Annotated in this window: 14 protein-coding genes; 6 read left to right on the top strand and 8 right to left on the bottom strand. The window is 62.0% G+C overall.

Going from position 1 to position 21,524, the window contains the following annotated elements; all coding sequences use genetic code 11:
- Positions 1-456 precede the first annotated feature (456 nt).
- A complete protein-coding gene (locus OKA05_RS28270; protein WP_264490583.1) occupies positions 457-1,164 on the top strand; it encodes a hypothetical protein in 708 nt (235 codons plus the stop codon).
- On the opposite strand, the gene OKA05_RS28275 is transcribed toward OKA05_RS28270, so the two are convergent.
- The gene (locus tag OKA05_RS28275) at positions 1,165-2,901 is read right to left on the bottom strand and encodes a putative Ig domain-containing protein (RefSeq protein WP_264490584.1); all 1,737 of its coding nucleotides are present in this window, start codon (positions 2,899-2,901) and stop codon (positions 1,165-1,167) included.
- Between the two features lie 198 nt (positions 2,902-3,099).
- On the opposite strand from OKA05_RS28275, the gene OKA05_RS28280 reads away from it, so the two are divergent.
- The 4 genes from OKA05_RS28280 (at position 3,100) to OKA05_RS28295 (ending at position 12,140) form a co-directional block, all read left to right on the top strand.
- Positions 3,100-4,473, top strand: a complete 1,374-nt coding sequence (locus tag OKA05_RS28280) for a class II fumarate hydratase (RefSeq protein ID WP_264490585.1) — start codon at positions 3,100-3,102, stop codon at positions 4,471-4,473.
- Positions 4,474-4,891: 418 nt separating this feature from the next.
- Entirely contained in the window at positions 4,892-9,769 is a 4,878-nt protein-coding gene (locus tag OKA05_RS28285) for a S8 family serine peptidase (protein ID WP_264490586.1), read from the top strand.
- Between the two features lie 176 nt (positions 9,770-9,945).
- Positions 9,946-10,950 (top strand): hypothetical protein, encoded by a 1,005-nt coding sequence (locus tag OKA05_RS28290; RefSeq protein ID WP_264490587.1) that lies wholly within the window; start codon positions 9,946-9,948, stop codon positions 10,948-10,950.
- Complete coding sequence (locus OKA05_RS28295) at positions 10,947-12,140, top strand: OmpP1/FadL family transporter (RefSeq protein ID WP_264490588.1); 1,194 nt, start codon at positions 10,947-10,949, stop codon at positions 12,138-12,140. The genes OKA05_RS28290 and OKA05_RS28295 overlap by 4 nt, the downstream gene beginning before the upstream one ends.
- 380 nt (positions 12,141-12,520) lie before the next feature.
- Here OKA05_RS28295 and OKA05_RS28300 read toward each other — a convergent pair whose 3' ends face one another.
- The 5 genes from OKA05_RS28300 to OKA05_RS28320 form a co-directional block, all read right to left on the bottom strand.
- Positions 12,521-12,913, bottom strand: coding sequence for a helix-turn-helix domain-containing protein (locus OKA05_RS28300; RefSeq protein WP_264490589.1), 393 nt, complete (start codon positions 12,911-12,913; stop codon positions 12,521-12,523).
- 69 nt (positions 12,914-12,982) lie between these two features.
- A complete protein-coding gene (locus tag OKA05_RS28305; protein WP_264490590.1) occupies positions 12,983-14,026 on the bottom strand; it encodes a response regulator in 1,044 nt (347 codons plus the stop codon).
- Positions 14,023-16,731, bottom strand: a complete 2,709-nt coding sequence (locus OKA05_RS28310; protein ID WP_264490591.1) for an ATP-binding protein — start codon at positions 16,729-16,731, stop codon at positions 14,023-14,025. Before OKA05_RS28310 ends, OKA05_RS28305 begins: the two co-directional genes overlap by 4 nt.
- Entirely contained in the window at positions 16,724-18,142 is a 1,419-nt protein-coding gene (locus tag OKA05_RS28315; RefSeq protein WP_264490592.1) for a class I SAM-dependent methyltransferase, read from the bottom strand. Before OKA05_RS28315 ends, OKA05_RS28310 begins: the two co-directional genes overlap by 8 nt.
- 86 nt (positions 18,143-18,228) lie before the next feature.
- Positions 18,229-18,693: an NUDIX domain-containing protein gene (locus tag OKA05_RS28320; protein ID WP_264490593.1), complete on the bottom strand. Its 465-nt coding sequence runs from the start codon at positions 18,691-18,693 to the stop codon at positions 18,229-18,231.
- A 105-nt stretch (positions 18,694-18,798) separates the two neighbouring features.
- Between OKA05_RS28320 and OKA05_RS28325 the strand changes: the two genes are divergently transcribed.
- The gene (locus OKA05_RS28325; protein WP_264490594.1) at positions 18,799-19,362 is read left to right on the top strand and encodes a hypothetical protein; all 564 of its coding nucleotides are present in this window, start codon (positions 18,799-18,801) and stop codon (positions 19,360-19,362) included.
- Between the two features lie 286 nt (positions 19,363-19,648).
- Here OKA05_RS28325 and OKA05_RS28330 read toward each other — a convergent pair whose 3' ends face one another.
- Positions 19,649-20,122 carry a hypothetical protein gene (locus tag OKA05_RS28330; protein ID WP_264490595.1) on the bottom strand — a complete coding sequence of 158 codons (474 nt, stop codon included), beginning with the start codon at positions 20,120-20,122 and terminating at the stop codon, positions 19,649-19,651.
- 226 nt (positions 20,123-20,348) lie between these two features.
- A complete protein-coding gene (locus OKA05_RS28335; protein ID WP_264490596.1) occupies positions 20,349-21,383 on the bottom strand; it encodes a transposase in 1,035 nt (344 codons plus the stop codon).
- Positions 21,384-21,524: the final 141 nt, after the last annotated feature.

Below are 21,524 nucleotides of genomic sequence, written 5' to 3' on the forward strand. Positions count from 1 at the left end.
ACCTTGGCACCATCAGGATCCATCTTGGCACTGTCGGGATCTACCCCGACACCGTCGGGTATTACCTTTGGAACCTGCGGGAAACACGCGGATCGACCCGGGTTCCTCTTCGTCCCAACGGGACGGCTCATAATAGCCCGGCACGCAGTGCCGGGATTTCAGTCGTCGAGCGCATCGCGTCCTGTAGGGACGCTTCATGCGGGGTTGATGTCGCCATCCGTAACCCGCATGAGCCGCCCCTTCAGGACGGGCATTTGCCGACGTCAAAAACCCGGCACTTCGTGCGGGCTTTTACAAATCGTCCGCTTCGGGACGAAAGACGGCACGGGCACAAAGAGCCTGCCTTCATTCGGTTCCCGCCGTCGCCGGCCAATCCCCCCGCGATCACGTAAGGCATGGCAGCTTGATATTCAGCACCATGCGGGGTATTCATGCGATCCTTTCCCGTCCCCCACCATGAAACTCACCCTGCTCGCCACAGCGGCGCTTTGCCTCAGCCCCGCCCTCGCATCCGCCGACGCTCCTTCTCCTTCCCCCGTAGGCACCTGGGAAGTCGCCCTGTCCGGTGCGGACCAAGGCACCGCCTACGTCACCTTCGAGGAGGACCACGATTTCACCGCCTACGGCCTGAGCCGCGAGTCGCTCGGCCTGTTCACCCTCTCCGGCACGTGGACCATCACGGAAAGCGGCCAGCTTGCCGGCAGCTACACTGAGACGATCAACGGCGGTACCGTCACCGGCTCCCTCGCGGGAAAAGTCGCGAAGGGCAAGATCTCCGGCAGCATCACCGCCACCAACGGCAAGTTCACCTTCAAGGCCAAGCCCGAGACCGATACCCAGAACCTGACCGGCGCCTGGACCGGCATCGCGAGCATCGGCAAGCAGCGCCTGCCCGGACTCTATCAGCTCACGCCAAGCTCACTTCCCCACGTTTACCAGATCGATGGCGGCGGGATTTCGCCGACATCCGGAAGCTACTCGATCCACGGCACCGTGCTGGCCGGGGCCAACGGCAAGGTCGAGCTGGTCGCCTTCAGCATGGACGCCTGGGGCTCGGCGGGTTTCTCCTCGCTCACCGGAACGGTAAGCGCGAAGCGCAAACAAAACGTGTTGAAGGGCAAGCAATCGAACGGCTCACCCGTCAAGATCGCACTGACGCGTTGATCAAGGGGCGCTGATCGTGATCACCAGCGTCTCGGTATCAGTGCCACCCGTGTTGGTTGCAGTGATCGTCACGTTGGTAACGGCCGCGACCGTCGGAGTGCCGCTGATCAGACCGGTAGTCGTGCTAAAGGTAAGCCCGGCAGGAAGGGGGGAAGCAGTGTAGCTCGTGGCGGCCGGAGTCGCTGTGATTTGGTAGCTGAATGCCACGTTCGTGGTGCCGCTCTTGGTCAAAGCACTCGTGATCGAGGGAGGCGCGGTAATCGTGAGCACCAGCACCTTGCTGCCCGTGCCCGCCGCATTCGTCGCAGTCAGAACCACGTTGGAAGTTCCGGCGGTCGTGGGCGTGCCGGAGATCAATCCGGTCGTCGTGTTGACCGACAACCCCGCAGGAAGATTCGCGGCGCCGTAGGCAGTCGGAGTCTGGGTGGCGATGATCTGGTAGCTGAACGAAGCAGTGGTCGAGCCGCTCGCGATCGTGGTGCTGGTGATCGACGGCACGCCGATCCGGATCGTCAGGGTCGCGGTATCGGTGCCCATTCCGTCGGTCGCGCTGATCGTCACCGAGTAGGAACCAACCGTCGTGGGAGTGCCACTGATGACTCCGGTGGTGGTGTCGATGGTCAGGCCGGGCGGGAGACCCACCGCGCCATAGCTGGTCGGTTCCTTGGTGGCGATGATCTCGTACTCGAAGGCTTCGCCGGGCGTTCCACTCGCCGTCAGGGGGCTGGTGATCTCGGTCGCTTCTTCACCTCTGCCGTTGCGGATGCCGAACTCGACGGGGGAAAGGAAGCCGCTGTCGTTCTTGTCGGCCTTGTTGAACTTCTTCGTCAACTGGGCTTCCTTGGTGCCGCGGTTCAGCGTCAGCGCATATTCGTAGATATCGAGGTAGCCGTCGGCATCGCCGATAGAGCTGAATTCATCCGCCAGGGTGAAAGCCTGCGCCTTCGAAGGCCGCTTCACCGTCTTGCCTGCAAAGTGGGCGATGTACTCGTCCACCGTCAGGTCACCGCTCTCGTCGTCGTCGGAGGAATTGAAGCGGTGGATCATCACGATCTCCGGCAGCTTGTTCGGAAAGGCGACGAGGTATTCATCGAAGTCCACGATGCCGTCGAAATCACCGTCGGCCCGCTCGAATTCACGGGTCCACACGGCCTCGCGCTTGCTGCCGTCACCTTTCGTGGTGACTGCCACTTCGGCCGATTTGGCAGAGTCGCCGGAGGCATTCGTGGAGGCTACCGAATAGCGGTAGGTCGTCGCCGGCTCGATGTCCGTATCGATGTAGGTGGTCGTCGTGGAAGTATCGATCTCCGTGCCGTTGCGGAAAATGACGTACTCGATGGCGCCGCTGACGGAATTCCATTGCAAGGACACCTGGTCCGTGCCGCGGGTGGCCCGCAGACCTGTCGGCGTGCCCGGCGTGTTGGGCGTGGTGACGGTCGCAGCGACCGATTGCGAGGAAGCTCCGTCAGTGTTGAGGGCGGAAACGGTGTAGCTGTAGGTCGTGCCGGGCGTCAGGCCGGTGTCACTGAAGGTCGTGGCACTGACATCCGTGCCGGTCTGGGTGCCATTGCGGAAGACCCGGTAGGTGATCGCGCCAGTGCCGGTCGAGGCAGTCCACGTCACCGTGACGGCGGACCCGCTGGTGGCGGTGGCTTGGACGTTGGAGGGGACCGTCGGCCCTTGCGAGAAAGCGGGAATCGCAGTGAGCGCCAGCAGGAACAGGATGAGGAAACGCATAAGTATGGAAAGACTGGGGAGCCGGAACTCCGTGACGCGGAAACTAGGAGCGGGAAACCCGTGCCCGCAAGCGCCGAGTCAAACCGTCCCCCGCGTAAAACCGCCGGGGGCCGGATTTGTGTCTGACTTTCTTGTGAATGACAGGATGTGCCGATCGGCCCGCGTGGTATTTCCCGGGAAAGGTGCTTGGATGAAGGGATGAAGGAAACCCGCACCGAAAGTGACTCCATGGGCGAAATGCAGGTGCCGGCGGCGGCACTCTACGGCGCCTCGACGGCACGCGCGGTGGAAAACTTCCCCGTTTCCGGAACCCCCCTCCCCGCGGAACTGATCCACGCCTACGGCCGCATCAAGCGCGCCGCGGCCGAGACCAATGCCGAACTCGGCCTGCTGGACCCCGCCATGGCGGAGAAAATCGCAGCCGCAGCGGCGGAGATCGCGGAGGGCAAGCATGATGCCCAGTTCCCGATCGATATCTACCAGACCGGCTCCGGCACCTCCACGAACATGAACGTGAACGAGGTGATCGCCACCCTCTGCAAGCCGATGGCCGTCCATCCGAACGACCACGTGAACCTCGGCCAGTCGTCCAATGACACCTTCCCGACGGCCATCCACGTGGCGGCCGCCCTGGCACTGCGCGACGACTTGATTCCGGCGCTGCTGGACTTGGAAAACGCCCTCAAGCAAAAGGCGGCCGATTTTTCCGGCGTGCTCAAGATCGGCCGGACCCACCTGATGGACGCCACCCCGGTGCGTCTCGGGCAGGAGTTCGGCGGCTGGGCCCGCCAAGCGGGGCAGTCCGCCTCCCGCAGTCACAAGTCACTGAGCGCCTTGATGGAACTGCCGCTGGGCGGGACCGCGGTGGGCACCGGCATCAATGCGCATCCGAAGTTCGCGGAGAAGGCGATCGCCCGGTTGGCGGCGGATACCGGGCTACCGTTCCTCGAGGCGGAGGACCATTTCGAAGCGCAGTCGGCCAAGGACGCCTGCCTCGAAGTCCATGGCCAGCTCGCGACCATCGCCGTCTCGCTGCACAAGATCGCCTGCGACCTGCGGTTGCTCGGCTCGGGACCGCGCTGCGGCATCGGCGAACTCCGCCTGCCGGCCACCCAGCCCGGCTCCTCGATTATGCCGGGAAAGGTGAATCCGGTCATCCCGGAGTCCGTCACCATGGTCGCAGCCCGGGTGGCGGGAAACCAGACCACGGTGAGCTGGTGCGGGGCCGGCGGCTTCCTGGAGCTGAACGTGTCCATGCCCCTGCTCGGAGCCTGCCTGCTGGAGTCGATCCGCCTGTTGGCAAACTCGGCGACGATCCTGCGGGTGAAATGCGTCGATGGGATCGAGGCGAACGAGGCCCGCTGCCGGGAACTGATCGAGCTGTCGCTGTCGATGGTCACGTCGCTGGTGCCGAAAATCGGCTACGACCGCGCCGCGGCGATTGCCAAGAAATCGGTCGCCACCGGCCGCACGGTGCGCGAACTCTGCCGGGAATCCATCGGCGACCTCGGCCTGACCGCCGCCGAGCTCGAAGAATTGTTAAATCCGCGGCGAATGAGCGGCAATAGTTAGCATTTCATGAGACAATAAGTCTTCGTCTTCACGATTTCACCTCATCTTGACTCAAAGCTCCCATGAAGGATAATGCTATGCGGTGAGCACCCCCCTGAGGCTTTACCGCGCCATCTTCATTTCATTGGCAATCATCGTCGTTTTCATTGCGAGCCGTTGGGAACGAGATGCCCTGACCTCCAGCCAGGCAATTCCGGAGGAAACGAAAGAGCGACTGCATGGAGAGGAATTAGAAGACCCCCCATCCCTTTCGACAGATGAACGGGGAAACGTAAAAGGTTTAACCAGCCTTGACACCAGACAACGTTATCAGTTCCTGGGAACTTCCTATCCCGTCAAAGGCTTCCGGGAGATTTCCGACTCCGGCGACCAGGACGAGCGGCGAATATGGCTGATCGATACGGAAAGTCTCCACGGTTTGGTCCGGGTCGAGGAGCGCTTCCGAAAGGATGGCACGGGCTCCTCCGGGTTGGTAACGCAGGAGGTCTTTATTGCCGGCGAGTTCCTCGTGGTGCCGCGGGATGATGCCCCACCTGCCGAAGTTGAAAACGCCTTGCAAGCTTCCGGGGCGGAGTCATGGGAAAAGATCTATGGTGGCAGGGAATTCCTGGTGCGTTTCGCGCATCCCGACTTGGACACGAAACAACGCGTGCTCGACGAGTTTGCCAAACACGCGCGTGTGATCGAGCTCGCCGAGGGGAATGGCATCTGCTTCGGCACCGCGATCCCGAACGACCCCCTTTTCCGGGTTCAGGACTCGCTGCACAATACGCGGGCACCGTCCTCGGCACCGCGCGATATCCGGGCGGTCGCCGCGTGGGACATCGCCTCCAGCAGTCCGGATGTGGTCGTCGCAGTGGTGGATAGCGGCCTGGACTTCACCCATCCGGACCTTGTCGCCAATGTCTACCTGGATGCCACGGAACTAGCGGCGAACGGCATCGACGACGATGGGAATGGCAGGATCGACGACTATCGAGGCTGGGACTTCGTCCAAAACGACAACAACCCCGCAGACGATAATGATCACGGGACCCATGTGGCGGGAATCATCGGTGCGGCGGGCAACGACGCCTACGGCATCTCGGGGGTCACTTGGAGTTCCCGGATCCTTCCGGTGAAAGTGCTGGGAGCTTCCAACAGCGGATCTCATAGCGATGTTATCGCTGGCATCAACTACGCCCGCGGCAAGGGCGCGAAGGTGATCAACATGTCCTTGGGCGGCCCCACCAACAGCAGCTCGATGGCGAACGCCATCCAACTGGCGATGGACGCCGGCATCCTTATCGTGACCTCCGCGGGGAACGACGCGATCAACATCGACAGCAGCCCCAAGTATCCCGCCTCTCATCCTCACGAGAATATAATCACGGTGATGAACACCACGGACCTCGACAGGCTTTATCCGGAATCCAACTACGGGGTGACGGCGTGCGATCTCAGCGCCCCTGGCGAATCGATTTATAGCACGGTTCGGGGCGGAGCTTACGACGTAATCACGGGCACCTCGATGTCCGCACCGCATGTGAGTGGCGTGGCCTGTCTCATGGCATCCTTGAAGCCCGACATTTCCGTTGCGGACATTCGGCGCTACCTGTTGGAGAACGTGGATCTATTGCCGGACTTGAACGGCAAGTGCGTGACCGGCGGGCGCTTGAATGCGGAGAAGGCTCTTCTGGCCCTGATCAGTGAGCACGGTGCCGCTCCCGCCTTCACCATGCCCCCCGAGGAGGCCCATAGCTTGGCTGGCGAAACGGCGCGTTTCTCAGTGGGAGTTTCAGGGCATCCCGCCCCGCGGCTGCGCTGGCAGATTTCTACCGACAGTGGGACCACCTGGGTGGACCTCAATGACTTCGGGATCTTCTCCGGCACGAAGACCGGGACCCTCACCATTCGTTCGGTGGACGGCACTTTGGACGGACATCTGTTCCGCGCTGTCGCAGAGAACCGCGTCGGCGCGGAGGTCGCTGGCACCGCGGCGGAGCTGACGGTGGATGCTTCCCCGGCGCGGGCCATCGCACCGGTGCCGACACCAAACGGTGGCAAGCACAGCAGCGGCCCGTTGCAGGTAACGGTCTCAAGCCCCACCGAGGGAGCGACCTTTCGCTATACCTTGGATGGCAGCGAACCAAGCGAGAACTCCACGGAATACAGTGGAAGCATCGAGATCGCCGCGGATGCCACGCTTAAAGTCCGTGCATTTGTGAGCGGACTGGAACCGAGCACGGTCAGCACCTCCGTCTTCAAGGTCGGCGGCGCTACGGCAACCCCCATCAGGATCTGGGGGAGCAACGTCTATTCGCAACGGACGGTCCCGGGTGCGGTGGGTGATGCCGTTGCCGTTTCCTGCGGAGATGGCTTCTGCGTGGCACTGCGGCGGAACGGCACGGTCGCAGCGTGGGGAAAAACAACATCCGGCGTGAGCACGGTGCCCGCGGGGCTCAGCGGCGTGATCGCGATTGCCTCCGGTTCGAATCACACCCTCGCACTCAAGTCCGACGGCACGGTCACCGCCTGGGGCCAATCGACCTCTGGACAAACCACAGTGCCAGCCGGACTGACCAACGTGGTGGCCATCGCGGCAGCCGTGAGCCAGAGCCTTGCCCTCAAGTCCGATGGCAAGGTGGTGGCATGGGGTTCCACCACCCAGCCGCCGATTGGCTTGGAAGAGGTCGTCGGCATCGCCACGGGAAACAATTTCTCCGTAGCCCTCAAACAGGACGGCACGGTTTCTGCCTGGGGCAACAGTTCGAACGGCGTGCTCACCGTTCCCGCCGGCCTGACCGATGTGGTTTCAGTGGCTGCCGGGAATTCCCATGTCCTTGCCTTGAAGCGCGACGGCACAGTGGTGGGCTGGGGCGACAATAGCTCGGGACAGAGGAGCATTCCCGCAGCGGCCAAAGGCATCGTGGCCATCGCGGCAGGCAATTCCCACAGCATCGCGATCAAGGGGGACCGCACCATCATCGCCTGGGGATACAATGCCTACAACGAAGGCGAGATCCCCAAGTATCCGATCAATGCGGATGCAATCTACGCGGGAACATCGAACGTGATGGCCTTGGTGGCGACCGATCCTCCTGCGTTCGACTTCCAAGCGATGCCCGTCACCGTGGCCACCGGCCAGCGGGCCAATCTGGTCGCACGGGTGACCAGCGCCACCCACTGGCAGTGGTATGAGGGCAATACCGGGGATACGACCCGGCCGGTGCCCGGAGCCGTCTGGCCTTGGCTCGTCACCCCGCCTCTAACAGAAGGCCAAACCTATTGGCTCCAGGCGTGGAATTCCATGGCCTCAAGTTCCAGCCAGCCTGCGGTGGTGTCGGTCATGCCAGGGGCTGACATGCCGACAATCTCGCCACCTCCGGGTGCCTATGTCACGGGGCAGCTCATCACCTTGGGAAGCGCCACCGCAGGAGCGGAAATCCGCTACACGCTGGACGGCAGCCTGCCGGGCGCGGCCTCCCCGCTCTACTCCGCGCCATTCGCATTGAATGCCAATGCCACGGTGCGGGCGCGGGCGTTCCGCAATGATTTGCTGACGAGCCGGGCGGCTACTTCGGACTACGTGATCCAGGCCCCCGCCACGATCACCGTCCAGCCGCAAGACATGCATGGCGTGACGGGTGACAGCACCACCCTGAGCGTGACCAGCACCGGTGCCCAGCTTTCCTACCAGTGGTATCAGGGCGAAAGCGGCGACACTTCCCAACCCGTGAGCGGCGCGACGACGACCACACTGGCCCTCCTCTTGCCCGCGGAGGGTACTTCCCGCTATTGGTTGCGGGTCAGCAACGCTGCCAGTTTCGCGAATAGCCGGGCACCCATCTTGAGCAGCGAGCCTTCGCCGATACGGGTGATGCCGCTCCGCCCTGGAACTCTCCCGAATGCCTCCGGTCTCGTGGACGTGATTTCTGTCTGCTGCGGCAGCGGCCACATCCTGGCCATCACCGCGGAAGGGAAGGTTATTGCCTGGGGAAACAACACCTACGGGGAATGCACTGTTCCGGCCGACCTGACAAATGTGGTGCAGGTGGCCGCAGGCGAGGATCACAGCGTGGCCTTGAAGGCGGACGGCACCGTGGTGAGCTGGGGACGAAACAATCTGGGCCAACGCGGCATGCCCGCTAATTTGGGCAGCGTGGTCGCCATTTCGGCAGGCCGGACTTACACGCTGGTACTGCGTCAGAATGGAGGTATGCTTGCCTGGGGGCGCAACGAGGGCCTGATTAGCAATCCTCCGACCGGCACGAACTTCCGCGCCATCGCTTCCGGCGGTCACCATCACTTTGCGCTCAAGGCGGACTCGACGCTCTCCGCTTGGGGAGGACAGAACAACTCGGGCCAGCGAACGATTCCCGCCGGCCTCACCTCAGTGGTGGGAATGACAGCGGGCGATCACCACAGCATTGCGGTGCTGGCGGATGGCGGAGTCCGGGCTTGGGGAAACAACAACAACAACATGACGGTCATCCCCACGGAACCCTTGAACGCAGTTGCCGTGGCCGCCGCGGGTGATGCCAGCCTGGCCCTTACCACCAACGGCAACGTGCTGATCTGGTCGTCGATCGCGTTCTCCTACAATCTTCCCGGGCCCGGTAATCCCGCCTGCTCTATTTCAGCAGCCAACACCAATGTGTTGGCATTGATCACTCACGTTCCGCCGCAAATCGTTTCCTTGCCACCCTCCTCCACCATCACTCCCGGAGAGGTCAGGGTCCTCCGGATCGTGGCCATGGGCGCGGCTCAGCACCAGTGGTACGAGGGCCAATCGGGCGACACTAGTGCACCGGTCGCCTTGGCGGACCGACCTTGGCTCCAGACTCCGGCGCTTGCGGGGACCACCCGCTACTGGGTCCGCCTCACAAACGCGCTCGGCCATACCGACAGCCCCGCAATCACCCTTGCAACGTCACCTCACGCAGCTTGGTTGACCGAGCACTTCACTTCGGCGCAACAAGCGGACCCCATGGTTTCAGGAGCCGATGCCGATCCGGATAAAGACGGTCTCGTGAATCTCCTCGAATACGCGTTCGCCCTCGATCCTTGGTCCGGCGATCTTGAAAGCCTGCCGCGTGCAACCCTTGCTCCCGACGGTTCGAAGCTGCAATTGAACTTCAACCGGCGAGAAGATCTCCACTATGAGATACAGGTAAGCCGGGATCTTGACGAATGGATCGATAGCGATCCGGCTCTGTTCGTCACCGAGCAGGGAGCCACGACAAATGTTGAGCTTCGAGTCAGCATCGGCTCCCAATGCTACATGCGAATTGCCGTATCCTACGCTGACCCTTGAATCGCTTCAATGTGGCGACCCGGAGCCACGCATTCAAGTCCCAGGGGGAGGAGCCGGCGCCGCCGAGCTGGAGGATCTGCTTGATCCCCAACGAATGAGCGGGGGCGACTGATCTGTAAAACTTGCAGGTATTTTTTGGTCGCTCCGACTCGCCGGAATTAGTAAGCAAACCCTAAATGCCTGCCACTCTCCGGCCAGCCTCCTCCTCCGATCCGATCCGACCGTGGTTTGAGGCCTTGGAGTCGATGGGCGAGTTCGTGGGGATCCGCTTCGGCCACATCAAGCCGGGCAGCAAGGAGGTGGAATGGTATTTCCTCTCCCACATCGAGGTCGATGGCATCGGCGGCTTCGCCAAGCTGCTCCGCGACCGGGGGGCGGAACTCCACGATCTTCCGCAGATCACCCACCCCGCGCCGCTTTCTTGGGGAGCTTTTGTCCGCACCATTCCGCAATTGCTGGCACCGCGGCGGCGGCTGAAATGGAAGAAACTTCCCGCCGGCCAGCCCTCGCCCACCAATGCACCTTCGCCCGCGGTCGCGTGGCATGCGTTCGACGAGGAGCAGACTTCGGACATCCGCCGCTCCGCCCGGACCAGTCAGGTCACGGTGAATTCGATGCTGCTGAAATACCTCGACCGGGCGGTGCGACCCTACCTGGAAGACCCCTCGCAGGCCATCCCCTGGATGGTGCCGGTGAACATGCGCGGCAAGGCGGACCAGCCACAGGACACGGCGAACCATTCCAGCTACGTGGGAATCCGCGTATTCGCCTCCGAAGGCGCCCGCGACGTCCAGCGCCACATCTACGAATCGCTGGCCAAGGGCCGGCACTGCGCGAATTGGAAGGCCTTCGACGCCACCCGCTTCACCTCGCCCGCGATGAAGCGCCACCTGATCCGCACTGACCGGGCCACCTCGCAGTGGAATCTCGGCAGCTTTTCCAATCTGGGCGTGTGGGACGCGGACAAGCACATCGATGCGCCTGACTGCCAGGGCACGTGGCTGTTCGCGCCGCCGACGCTCTCCATCCAGTTGATCGGGGCCGGCTGTGTGACCTTCCAAGGGAAGCTCAGCCTCACTCTGCACGTCCACCCCGACCTGACCACCGCGCCCGAAGTTCCCGCCGAATGGATGCGGCGCTGGGTGCGCGAGATTGAAACCGGCTTTCCCGAATCGCGATGAACCAAACCCGACTGCTGCCACTCGCCCTTGCCGCCACCTGCTTGTCCCAGGCCCACGCCGTTGGCTACCGCCTGCCAAACCAGGACCCGGAGGGTATCGCGCGGGGAAATGCCTTCGCCGCCACCGCGGACAATCCCTCCGCCATCTATTATAACCCGGCCGGAATCACCCAGCTCGAAGGCCATGACATGAGCTTGGGCGTCTATCTCATTTCGACCGACGTGGGATTCCAGTCCGCTGGTGGCGGCTCGGCGAGCACCCAGTCCGATTTTCAAGCGGTCCCGCAGATCTACTACACCTACTCGCCAGCGGATTCGCCGCTGTCCTTCGGCCTAGGGATGTATGCGCCGTACGGCCTCGGCATCGACTACGGCCGCTACACCCCCTTCCCCACCGCCGCGCAGGACGGAGCGTTGGCCTACGTCACGGTCAATCCGGTGGTCGCCTACGAAATCACGCCATGCCTCTCCGTCGCGGCTGGCCTTACCCTGAATTACTCCGAGGTCCGGTTCGAGCGGCGCATCGGCCTGCTGCCCGGTTTCGATCAGTTCCAGGTCGAGGGTGATGGCTACGCGACCGGCTTCAATCTCGGCGTGTTGTGGCAGCCGGTGGACGAGTGGTCCTTCGGCCTCAACTACCGGTCGCCCACCGAGATCGATTACGAAGGCCGCTCGATCACCGCGCCGGTGCCGCCCTTCGGCGGCGGCACACCGACCGATGCCTCGCTTCATTTCCCGCAGTACATCGTCGGTGGCGTTTCCTTCCGGCCGAATGACGACTGGAACTTCGAGTTCAACCTCGACTGGACCGACTGGGACCAAGTGAACGACACGGTCTTCGTCGGCACCTTCGGCGGCAATCAGACCTTCCCGTTCCGCTACGAGTCGACCTTCATGTACAACTTCGGCGTCACCCGCCAACTCGGCGACGGCTGGTTCGTCAGCGCCGGCTACATCTACAGCGAGAACTCCGCGCCGGACGCAACATTCACCCCTCTCAACCCCGACTCCGACCTCCACCTCGGCAGCATCGGCTTCGGCCACCGCGGGGAGAAGATCGGCTGGGCGCTCGGCTATCACTTCGCCTACAACGGCGGACGCACCGTCACCGGCAACTACAATCCGACGGTCAACGGCGAATACGAGACCTTCAACCACGCCGTGAACGCGTCGGTGCGGTTCCGGTTCTGAGTTCAAGTGGCCGCGTCGCGGTCGCAGCCGACGCGAACGGCAGCGGGCTCCACTGGGAACGAGGAATTCATTCCGCCCGAACAGTCGAGCCGCCGGCCGTGCGAAGCGGGATAAATTCCAATGCCTTTAAGGACTGGAAAAAAGCATCACCGCGGATTACGCGGATATCGCTGATAATAAGAGATATTGAAGATATCGAACCAGATGCCTTCAAGCTCCCGGCTATTGCTCCCGGTGCTACTTTCTCCATCCGTGCTATCCGCGCAATCCGCGGTAAATCAATCCCAACTTGATCCTCGATTCCCTCTCCGAGCGTCCAATCCTTAAAGGCATTGGGGTAAATTCCCCGCTCCCAGGGTGCCGCTATTGAAAGCAATCCCTCACTCCAACCGCCGGTCCCGCTCGGCATCGTGACGGCGCTGGAATTCCGTCGGCGTGACCTCGTGCAGGATCAGGAACTCGCGGCTGAAATCCTTCGGCGTCGGAAAGCCCAAGATCACCGAGACCTCCTTCACCGCCATCCCCTCCATCAGGAGTTGGCGCGCTTGAACGATGCGGTCACGGCGCAGCCAATCCTTCGGGCTGATCCCGAGCGAGTCAGTGAAGATGCGATGGAGCTGGCGCTCAGACACCTCGAAGCGATCGCACAGCGGCGAGACCTTGAAGCCGGTCTCACGGGCGATCGGACCAAGTGGCTCGGGTTCGAGTTCACGCGGCCGGATGGCAACGACGCGGCCGCTGCGATAGGCTATCTGGAGTTCAGGACGCTTCATGGGTTGGCAACGTCCCCGCACCGGAACCGGCATGATGGACGGCGAGCAGACTAGGCAGTCCAGTTATCGTTAGAGAAGTCCCAATGCAGAAGAAATCAACAGATCGTCATCGAACAGCCAGCGGCCCACATCGGACCCGGGCGAGCTTTCTTCCGCGGCACCATTGGCACGAACTTGTAACAGCAGCGACTCGCCGCGCTGGCGGGCGACCGAACCGCCGGCATCGTAGACACCGATGAGGGCCGCTAGGACCGGCACCGCTTCCTCGCCGCCTTGGCGGGAGAGACCGAGCAGGCCCGCGAGCAAACGGGGGAAGGCATCACTCGCGGATTTCAGGACGAAGCCATCGCCATCCGCGGTGACCTCCAGGGCTTCACCGCCCGTCAGCGATTGCGCAAGGGCATTCACGCGGTCACCCAGCGAGCTGCCGGCAAAACCGGCCTTGAGCTTTTCCTCCACGGCGCCCGCGAGCTTCTTCTGCTCCTCATGGACCTTTTTCCACGAATCGACACCCATCTCCATGGTGCCACTGCGACCACCGGCAGCCGTGCCGAAGGCTCCGATCCGGACGAATGAAGCAACCGCTTCCGCCACGTGCTTCGCGGGCAAGCGGGCCGCCAGCGGGGCCAGCGCGAAGGCCGCGAGCCGCGACGAGTAGATGACATTACCCATCGCCTGCAGCTTGGACCCCATCAGGCCGTTCAGTTCGCGCTTCACCAGGTAGAACTCCATCGCACGGCGCAGCGTGACCTCCAACTCGCTAACTTCCCATGGCTTGGTGATGTAGCGGTAGATGCCTCCCTTGTTGACCGAGCTGATCGCCGCATCGAGGTCAGAGTAGGCGGTGGAGAGGATCTTCACCACATCCGGATACTGGTCGGAAATCCTGGCCAGGAAGCCGACGCCGGTTTCGTTCGGCATGCGCTGGTCGGTCACGATGATGCCGATTTCCGCCGCGTGGGCGCGGAACACGGAAAGCGCCTCGACACCGTCCGACGCCTCAAGGATGCGGAAGGTTTCGCCATACAGCCGACGGAAGTATTTCCGCGTCTTCTCTTCGTCATCCACGAAGAGAATGGCATAGCGCTGATAGTCGTAGTTGAAGTCGCTCATGGTTCGGAGTCGCTGGGAGTTTCGGGGTCGGCGTCGCCATCATCGACATCTGGATCGGGAGGCGAAAAGAAAATCGTGAAACATGTGAATTCGCCCGGCTTCGTATCGACTTCGATATGGGCACCGTGGCGGCCGAGGATCTGGTGGGTGATGCTGAGACCGAGCCCCATCCCCTTGCCCACATCCTTGGAAGTGAAGAACGGATCGTAGATCTTGTGAAGGATCTCCCGCGGGATGCCGGCACCGTTGTCCCAGATGGTGACTTCCCACCCGCCGGCTGCGGCGCGCAAGCCCACGTCGATGCGTCCCGGGTCGCCGCCGTTCTCCGCCTGCCGCTGGTGGATGGCATCCACGGCATTCTGGAAAAGGTTCACGAAGACCTGCACCAGTTGGTTCGGATTACCGGTGGCAGAGGCTCGCTCCGGACCCTTGTAGGTAAAGGCAATCTTCTCGCCGAGCTGGTGGCTCACCAGCCGGCGCGAGCGCTCGACGACATTCGCGAGGTCGGCCTCGCCACCGATGCGATCGTCGTCCCGGGTAAATTGCCGGAGGTCGGCCACGATCTGGGCAACACGCTCCACCCCTTCGCTGACGTCTCCGACGATCTCGGCGTAGTCCTCATGATCGTCCGCCGGGAGCGAGCGCTTGAAGGAGTTCAGGGCATGCAGTCCGGCGCGGGCGTAGTTGAGCGGATTGTTAATCTCGTGGATGATACCGGCACTCATCTGTCCGAGCCCGGAGAGCTTTTCATTCCGCACCAGCAGCACCTCGTTTTCCTTGAGCTTCTCCATGGCCGCCCCGAGCTCGCGATTGAGGTCGGCCAGCTCGCGGCGGATCGCCGCCATCGCGAGTTGATTGCGCAGGCGCAAGACCAGCTCAGTGCTGGAGAAGGGCTTCGTCAGGAAATCGCTGGCCCCGGCATCAAGCGCCTGGAGCTTGGTCTGTTCGTCCGCGCGGGCGGTCAGCATGATGATCGGCATCTCGCGCGTCGCATGATTCTCGCGGATCGCGCGGCACACCTCCACGCCGTCCATCTCCGGCATCATGTGGTCGATCAGGGCGAGCACGGGCACGTGTTGCTTGGCGAGCGCCAGCGCCTCCGCACCGTCACGGGCTTCCACGACATCGACATTGTCGAGCTGCATCACCAGGAAACGGCGCATGTCCGGCTCGTCATCAGCGACCAGCACCAGCGGACGGGTCGAGGCCGTCGAGCGGCCGATGCCCCGGATGGCGACAGGCGCCTCACCGGTATCGGCCGGCCGTGCGACGGAAAGCGCAGCACGGCGGTGAAGTTCTTCAATGTGTCTCCCGCTCTCGACCCCCGCCACGTCCGTCGCGGCCGACGCAGGCACGTCCGAAGCCACCACTGGCAGCTCCACTTCAAAGCGGGTGCCGACGCCGACGGTGCTCTTCGCCTCGATGCCGCCGCCCATCGTCTCCACCAGGCTGCGGACCAGCGCCAGACCGATGCCCGCTCCTTGGAACTTGCGGGTTGAAGACGAGTCCACCTGCCAGAAGCGCTCGAAGATGCGCGGCAGCACTTCCGTGGAAATGCCGACCCCGGTATCGGCCACCGAAATCCTCAGGCGATCGCCATCGCGAGTCGCGTCCACGTCGATCCTGCCACCCGGCGGGGTGAACTTGATCGCGTTGATGGTCAGGTTCAGCAGGACCTTCTCGATCTTGTCGCGGTCGAGCATCACGTGCCCCTGCTGCCCCATGGATCGCCACTCCAGTGCCACACCGTTCTGGTCGGCGAGGTGACGCATCGACTGCATCAGGCCATCCAGCATTCCACCCACATCCGTGGACTGGAGCTTCAGGTCGGCGTGGCCGGTGTCGAAGCGCACCAGATCGAGCAAGTCGTCGATCAACTTGAGCAAGCGCAGGCCGTTGTGCTCGGTCATGGCGAGCATGTCCTTCACGTCCTTCTCCGCGCTCGGCCTGAAGCGGTCGGAGAGCCGCTCGGTGAGGCCGATCATCACGGTGAGCGGCGTGCGCAGTTCGTGGCTGATGTTGGCAAAGAACCGCGTCTTGGCTTCGTCCAGTTCGCTCAGCTGTTTGTTGGTCGCCTCCAGTTGCCCCCGGGCATCCTCGACCTCCTTGCGCAAGACGAACTCGCGGAAGCGCAGGCGCTCGTAGAAATAGCTTCCCGCACTCACGAAGACCGCGGTGACAACAAGGAAGTACGAATTGTTGAAGAGCCAGCGGTGATCAGGGCGTTGCTCCGAAATCCGAACGCTGCCAAAATAGCAGGCCAGGCAGAGAAGGATCATTACCACCGAATCCTTGAAGGAGCTCCGCAGCAAAAGCGAAAGGCCGAGCAGCACGAGATTAAGCCCGGCGTAATACGGCGACTCCCCCCCACCGGTCACCGCGATCATCCAGCAGATGCTCACGGTGGGCGCCATGAAAAGGCCATACGCGATGAAGCGCCGGGACTGCTCGCTGGAAAACTTGCCGAGCATCCAAAAGACCACGCAGAGCAGCAGCGCGACGACGACGCGGATCAGAAAAAATTGCCACGCCTGCTCGGGAAAGACCATCCAGTCGAGCGTGGTCCCCGCGAGCATGAAAAGCGCGGAGAGCAGGGCGGTACGGCGGGCATTGCCCACGAACACGCCGTTTTCATAGCGCTTGAAGGCCTGATTCAGCTCGGCCCCTTCGGCCGACATGTAAGGCACTGTGGCGACGTCAGCCATCGGCCAGTTCGATTTCCAAGAAGAGATTCACCCCGGTCGCGTCTGACTTCACTTCCACGCGCTTGGTAGGAAGACCGGCTGGGACTAGGTCCAGCATCTCCTCCTTGCTGCGGTAAATCAGGTTCCAGTCCATCAGATACTCCATCCATGCCTTGCGTGGATTGGTGTCTGCGACGTTGGTGACGACGACTAGCCCCCCCGGGTTGGCGATCGAGCAGAAAAACTCGACCAAGCGCTTGCCGACGCGCTGGGACAGGTAGTCATACAAGCCGGCGCAATAGACCACGTCGTAGTTCGCGAGCTCGGGGTCGCCGCCGGGTTGCGCTGCTGCCTTCAGGATCTGGTGGACGGAGCGCGGGATGAAGCGCATGCGGGTATTCCTGCCTTCCGCCATGCGCACCTTGTCAAGGCGCTCGCGGGTATATTCCAAGGTCTCCGAGTTGAAGTCCAGCAGGTCGAACTCCATCAGCTCGCTGGCGTCGTGCTCGCGCAGGAAGCGCAGGACTTCTTCCGCCGGGCCGCAGCCTAGGTTGAAGGCGCGCGCGCGGCCCTTACCGATGCGCCGGTTGGATTCCCGGTCCAGCATCTCCACCAGATAATCGATGCGGTTACGGTGGGCCACCACCGGCTCCGTATTGAGAATCGCATAATTGAGCATCTTCGCGAATGACGACGCTCCCTCGTAGGGATCACGCATCATCATATTGACCATCTCATAGTCACCCGCGTAGCCGAGCGGCTTCGCGTAAGTGCGATAGACAAAGGGCGAACAAAGGACGATCGGGTGCATCTCGCGGCGGATGTACGATTTGTGCGAGGGCACCTCATCCTCGCCAATCTGGTCCGCCACATCCTCGAAATTTTCCATCGAGGGGATCATCTGTTCCAAGACCTTCTCCTGGACACTGCTGAAGATCTCACGCTCCAGTTCGTCACGCTTGCGGGTGGCGGTGGAGCGGATGCCGATGTCGATGCTGCCCATCCAGTGCTGCACGCCGGCGAGGGCGCTTGCCATGTCCGCTACGGCAACCTTGAAAGGATCCTGGACGAGGTTGGCAGCTTTCCACTCCGACATGAAGGAGGTGAACTGGGCGCCGAGATCGGCCTCGCCGTTGACGGCGGATAGGAAGTCCACCTCCTGCCAGCCATCTTCCAGACCCGCCTCGCAGACCAACACCAGACCGGTGTTGAGGATGTTGCTGACGACCGCCTTGCCGCGATAAACCAACCGCCTGTTAGCCAGGATGCGGAAGTCCGAAAGGACTTCGGAAAGCTGGAGGATGCTATAGGGATTATAGACCTCGAATACCACCGAGTAGCGGGTCAGGCGCAGCAGGTTCGCCTGAACCTCCAATCCCTGGCTATTCCTGCATTTGATGACGCTCTGCGACTGGTCAGGGAGGATCTCCATCAGCTCTTATTTTTTCTTGCACGCCACGACATCCAAAATCGGACAAGGGAGCAAGCCGAACTACTATTCCTGCAAGAGTTGCAGGATCACAGCCGCACCCCGAAGAAGTCCAACATCACCTGCCGATAGACGTCCCTCTTGAAGTCCGGCAGCCAGTCCAGATCGAACTCCTCCGGCAGGATCCACCGGTAGGCGCCGAACTCCCGCGGCCGCTGGTTCACGTTCACCTCCGGCGCATCCGCCTTCACCAGGCAATGGTAGTAGGTCTGCTCCTGCCCATGGCAGCCATGCTTGCGCATCTTCTTGAAGCGCACCTCCTCCGGGTAGAGGTAGCGGTAGCCGGTGCGGTAGCTCAGCAGCTCATAGTGCTGCGGCGAAAATCCGATCTCCTCCCTCACCTCCCGGAACAGCGCCTGCTCCAGCGTCTCCCCGTCGTCCACCCCCCCCTGCGGGAACTGCCAGGCCCCGGGAATGGTCCAGCGCTCGCAGACGAGCAGTTGCCCCTGCGGCTTCACCATTAACGCCGCCACATTTGGACGAAATCGAACCACGGGGCGTAACGTAGAATACGGACACCGCCCGTCTCAATGCTTAACTTTCCCGAAATAACGTCCACACTCGCCAAACGCCACGCCACCCTTCACCTTTCCGCCACGATGAAAAAGACCGCCCTCCTTTACCTCTTCGCCGGCCTCCTGCTGGCCACCCCCTCCTACGCCCAGCAACCCGCCCCTGGCGGCGGCGGCTCCGAAGAAAACCAAGGCGACGACGACGAGAAGTCCAAGGCCGAGGAAAGCGACGACCACAAGCGCTTCTGGCAAGCCAGCGTCCCCGGCGGCCACTACATGGTCGCCATTGACCGCATCGCCTCCATCAGCATGCACGAGTACCTCCTCGACGGGCAGTTGGTCGTCAATGAGCTCGTCGTCGACACCAATGGCCGCGGCCTCGCCCGCTTCTATCACGTCGTCACCGTCGCCGAGAACTCCGCCTCCGGCACCGCCCGCCGGGTCGTGGAAAAAGGCAGCGAACTCCTCGACCGCGCCGGCCAGAAAGCCGGCACCGATGTCCACGAAATGGCCCAGAAGAACTACCCCACCACCAGCCACGCCGGCATGATCGAGTACCGCATCCTCGACCTCCGCGACCTCAACGCCATCTACAAGAGCGTCAAGAACGCTTGGGAAACCGGCAAAGGCCGCAAGATCACGCTGAAGTAGGGCAATTGCCTCTGCGTAGGCGCGGTGGTGACACCGCGGAAGTCACCACCGAAGCGAACCTCACCCTCGCCTCCTGCCGGCCATCACCGAAGCCGTCACGAGGCGCGTTGCGGTTACGCGAGTAGCCGCGTTGCCCAGTCTCCGGCCGGGGCCAGCCAAACAGGGTGTTCGTAGCCGGGAAGCCGCATAGACTTCGTTCCGAAAATAGGTTGGCACGTCCAACGCTATTGGTTGGCGCGCGAGTTCATTTACGCCGAATGGCTACGAAACCACTTAAAAAAATGCGCTAGCTCGGAGGAGAAACAGTTCCATCCGAATATGGCACATCTCGAATTTGCACTTTGATCTTCCCCTCCTCCATCCACCTTTTCACCGCCTTATACAAGGCGTCGCCGCTGTACTCTTTTACTTCGGCATTGGTTTTAACGACAAACGAGTTCGGCATACAATACACCAACCGGCCGGAACTCATCGAAAAATTAATATAAGTCGCAGTGGCAAATTTTTCACCCTCTGAGAGAACCTCAACCGGGCTTTCCTTTTCAAGGCGCCCAACGAGTGCAATAAACATGCTTTTCACATCACTATCCAACGAGTGATCCGAAACGCTCCATTCAGTGATTCGACTCTTATCAAGATCAACAATCCGTAATTTACCACTGACTAACACTTGGTCCCCAGCTTCAACATTATTTTGGTTATTTGTCGATTGATGACAACTCACACCCAGCACCATTAGAATCAAAAGTATCGCTTTCATAATTAGAAACCATTGATCTGAATGGGGTCAGTCCCGAATGGCACGGGATTAAGCCACTTTACGGGCGGCAGGGGTGACGGAAAGCCGGCCGAAGTACGGTAGTTGTAGTTGTGAAGCAACAACCCGTCCTGGCCAACTTTCCGTCGCACGTCTTTGCCACCGCCCGCCGCAGGTTTCAAGCCGGTATCCGCAGGCTTCGCGAGTCGCTGGCCGGCGTGGAATGGGGTCAGTCCCCGCATTGTAACATTCTTTCAATCTTGTCGCGACGTTTGGTGAGCGCCGGATCGTTTCGCACCACCCCGATCAGGCGGCTTACCGAGCCCGGATGGCCCATTGCCAGACGGTGGGCAATCCAGTCGGTCCCCACTCCAGTGCGCTTGCGGACCAAGGCGGCCAGCAATGCCTTGCGCTCGTCTCCCTTCTTCAGCCCCGCCAACTCGCCCGGCTCCCCCGGCAATCCAAGCAGGCGAGTTCCCTCTTGTACCAGCCGCTCCGCATCCCTCTCGCCGTGATCGCGGGCCATCAGGGCGTCGCCGCTCTCCCCCCTCCGTCGCTTCCTCTGCCCGCTGCTCCCGACTTTCACTTTCTCCACCAGCGACAGCAAGCGATCGCGGAACGTCTCTTCCCCCAGATACCAGCCGCGTTTGAGGGCCGCCGTCGCAGCGGCATCGATGGCACCGCCGGGATTCGCGGCGCGGGCTTCCAGCCATGCCGCGTAGGCGCGCCGGCCACGACCGTCGCGGGCCAGCTCGAATGCCTTCAACACCCGTTCCATCTCAAGCCACGCCGGAGCCTTCCCGGTGGCATAGGCCGCCAGACTGCTCCAGCGGTAGGCTGCCAACTCACCCTTCTTCCCACCGGCTAGGCTGGCCCGAGCGGGATTGAGATGGATGTAGTCCGCCACGATGCGCAAATAGTAGGGATCCGCGTCCGACGAGTTCACTGGCACCGACTTGTAGCGCCCTTGGAAGACATGGCCACGACGCTTTCTCGCACGGTTCCAACCTTGGCTGAAGGTGCCGAGCAGCCACTTCATCCCCGTCACCAGGTTCGGCTGAGGGGTTTCCAACAGCAGGTGGAAATGGTTGCTCATCAAGACCCACGCATGCACCCGCCAGCCATGGCTTGCGCACGCCTCACCCAAGCGGGCGATAAACACCGCGCGGTCTTCATCGCTTTCAAAGATGCTCTTCCCGCCGTCACCACGGGCCATCAAGTGATACACTGCTCCGGGATACTGGAAGCGCAACGGGCGGGCCACGGGCTCGAAACAAACCGCCCCAGCCTCACAAGTCAACGAGATTATGTTTCAATGCGGGGACTGACCCGAATGGCGCTAACTTAAGGCGGATTTGTGAGCCGTGATGAACTACTGGCATTCTAGTAGCTGCTTGCAAACAAT

Origin of the sequence: Luteolibacter arcticus, assembly GCF_025950235.1 — a bacterium.
In the GTDB taxonomy this organism is placed as follows: Bacteria; Verrucomicrobiota; Verrucomicrobiia; order Verrucomicrobiales; family Akkermansiaceae; genus Haloferula; species Haloferula arctica.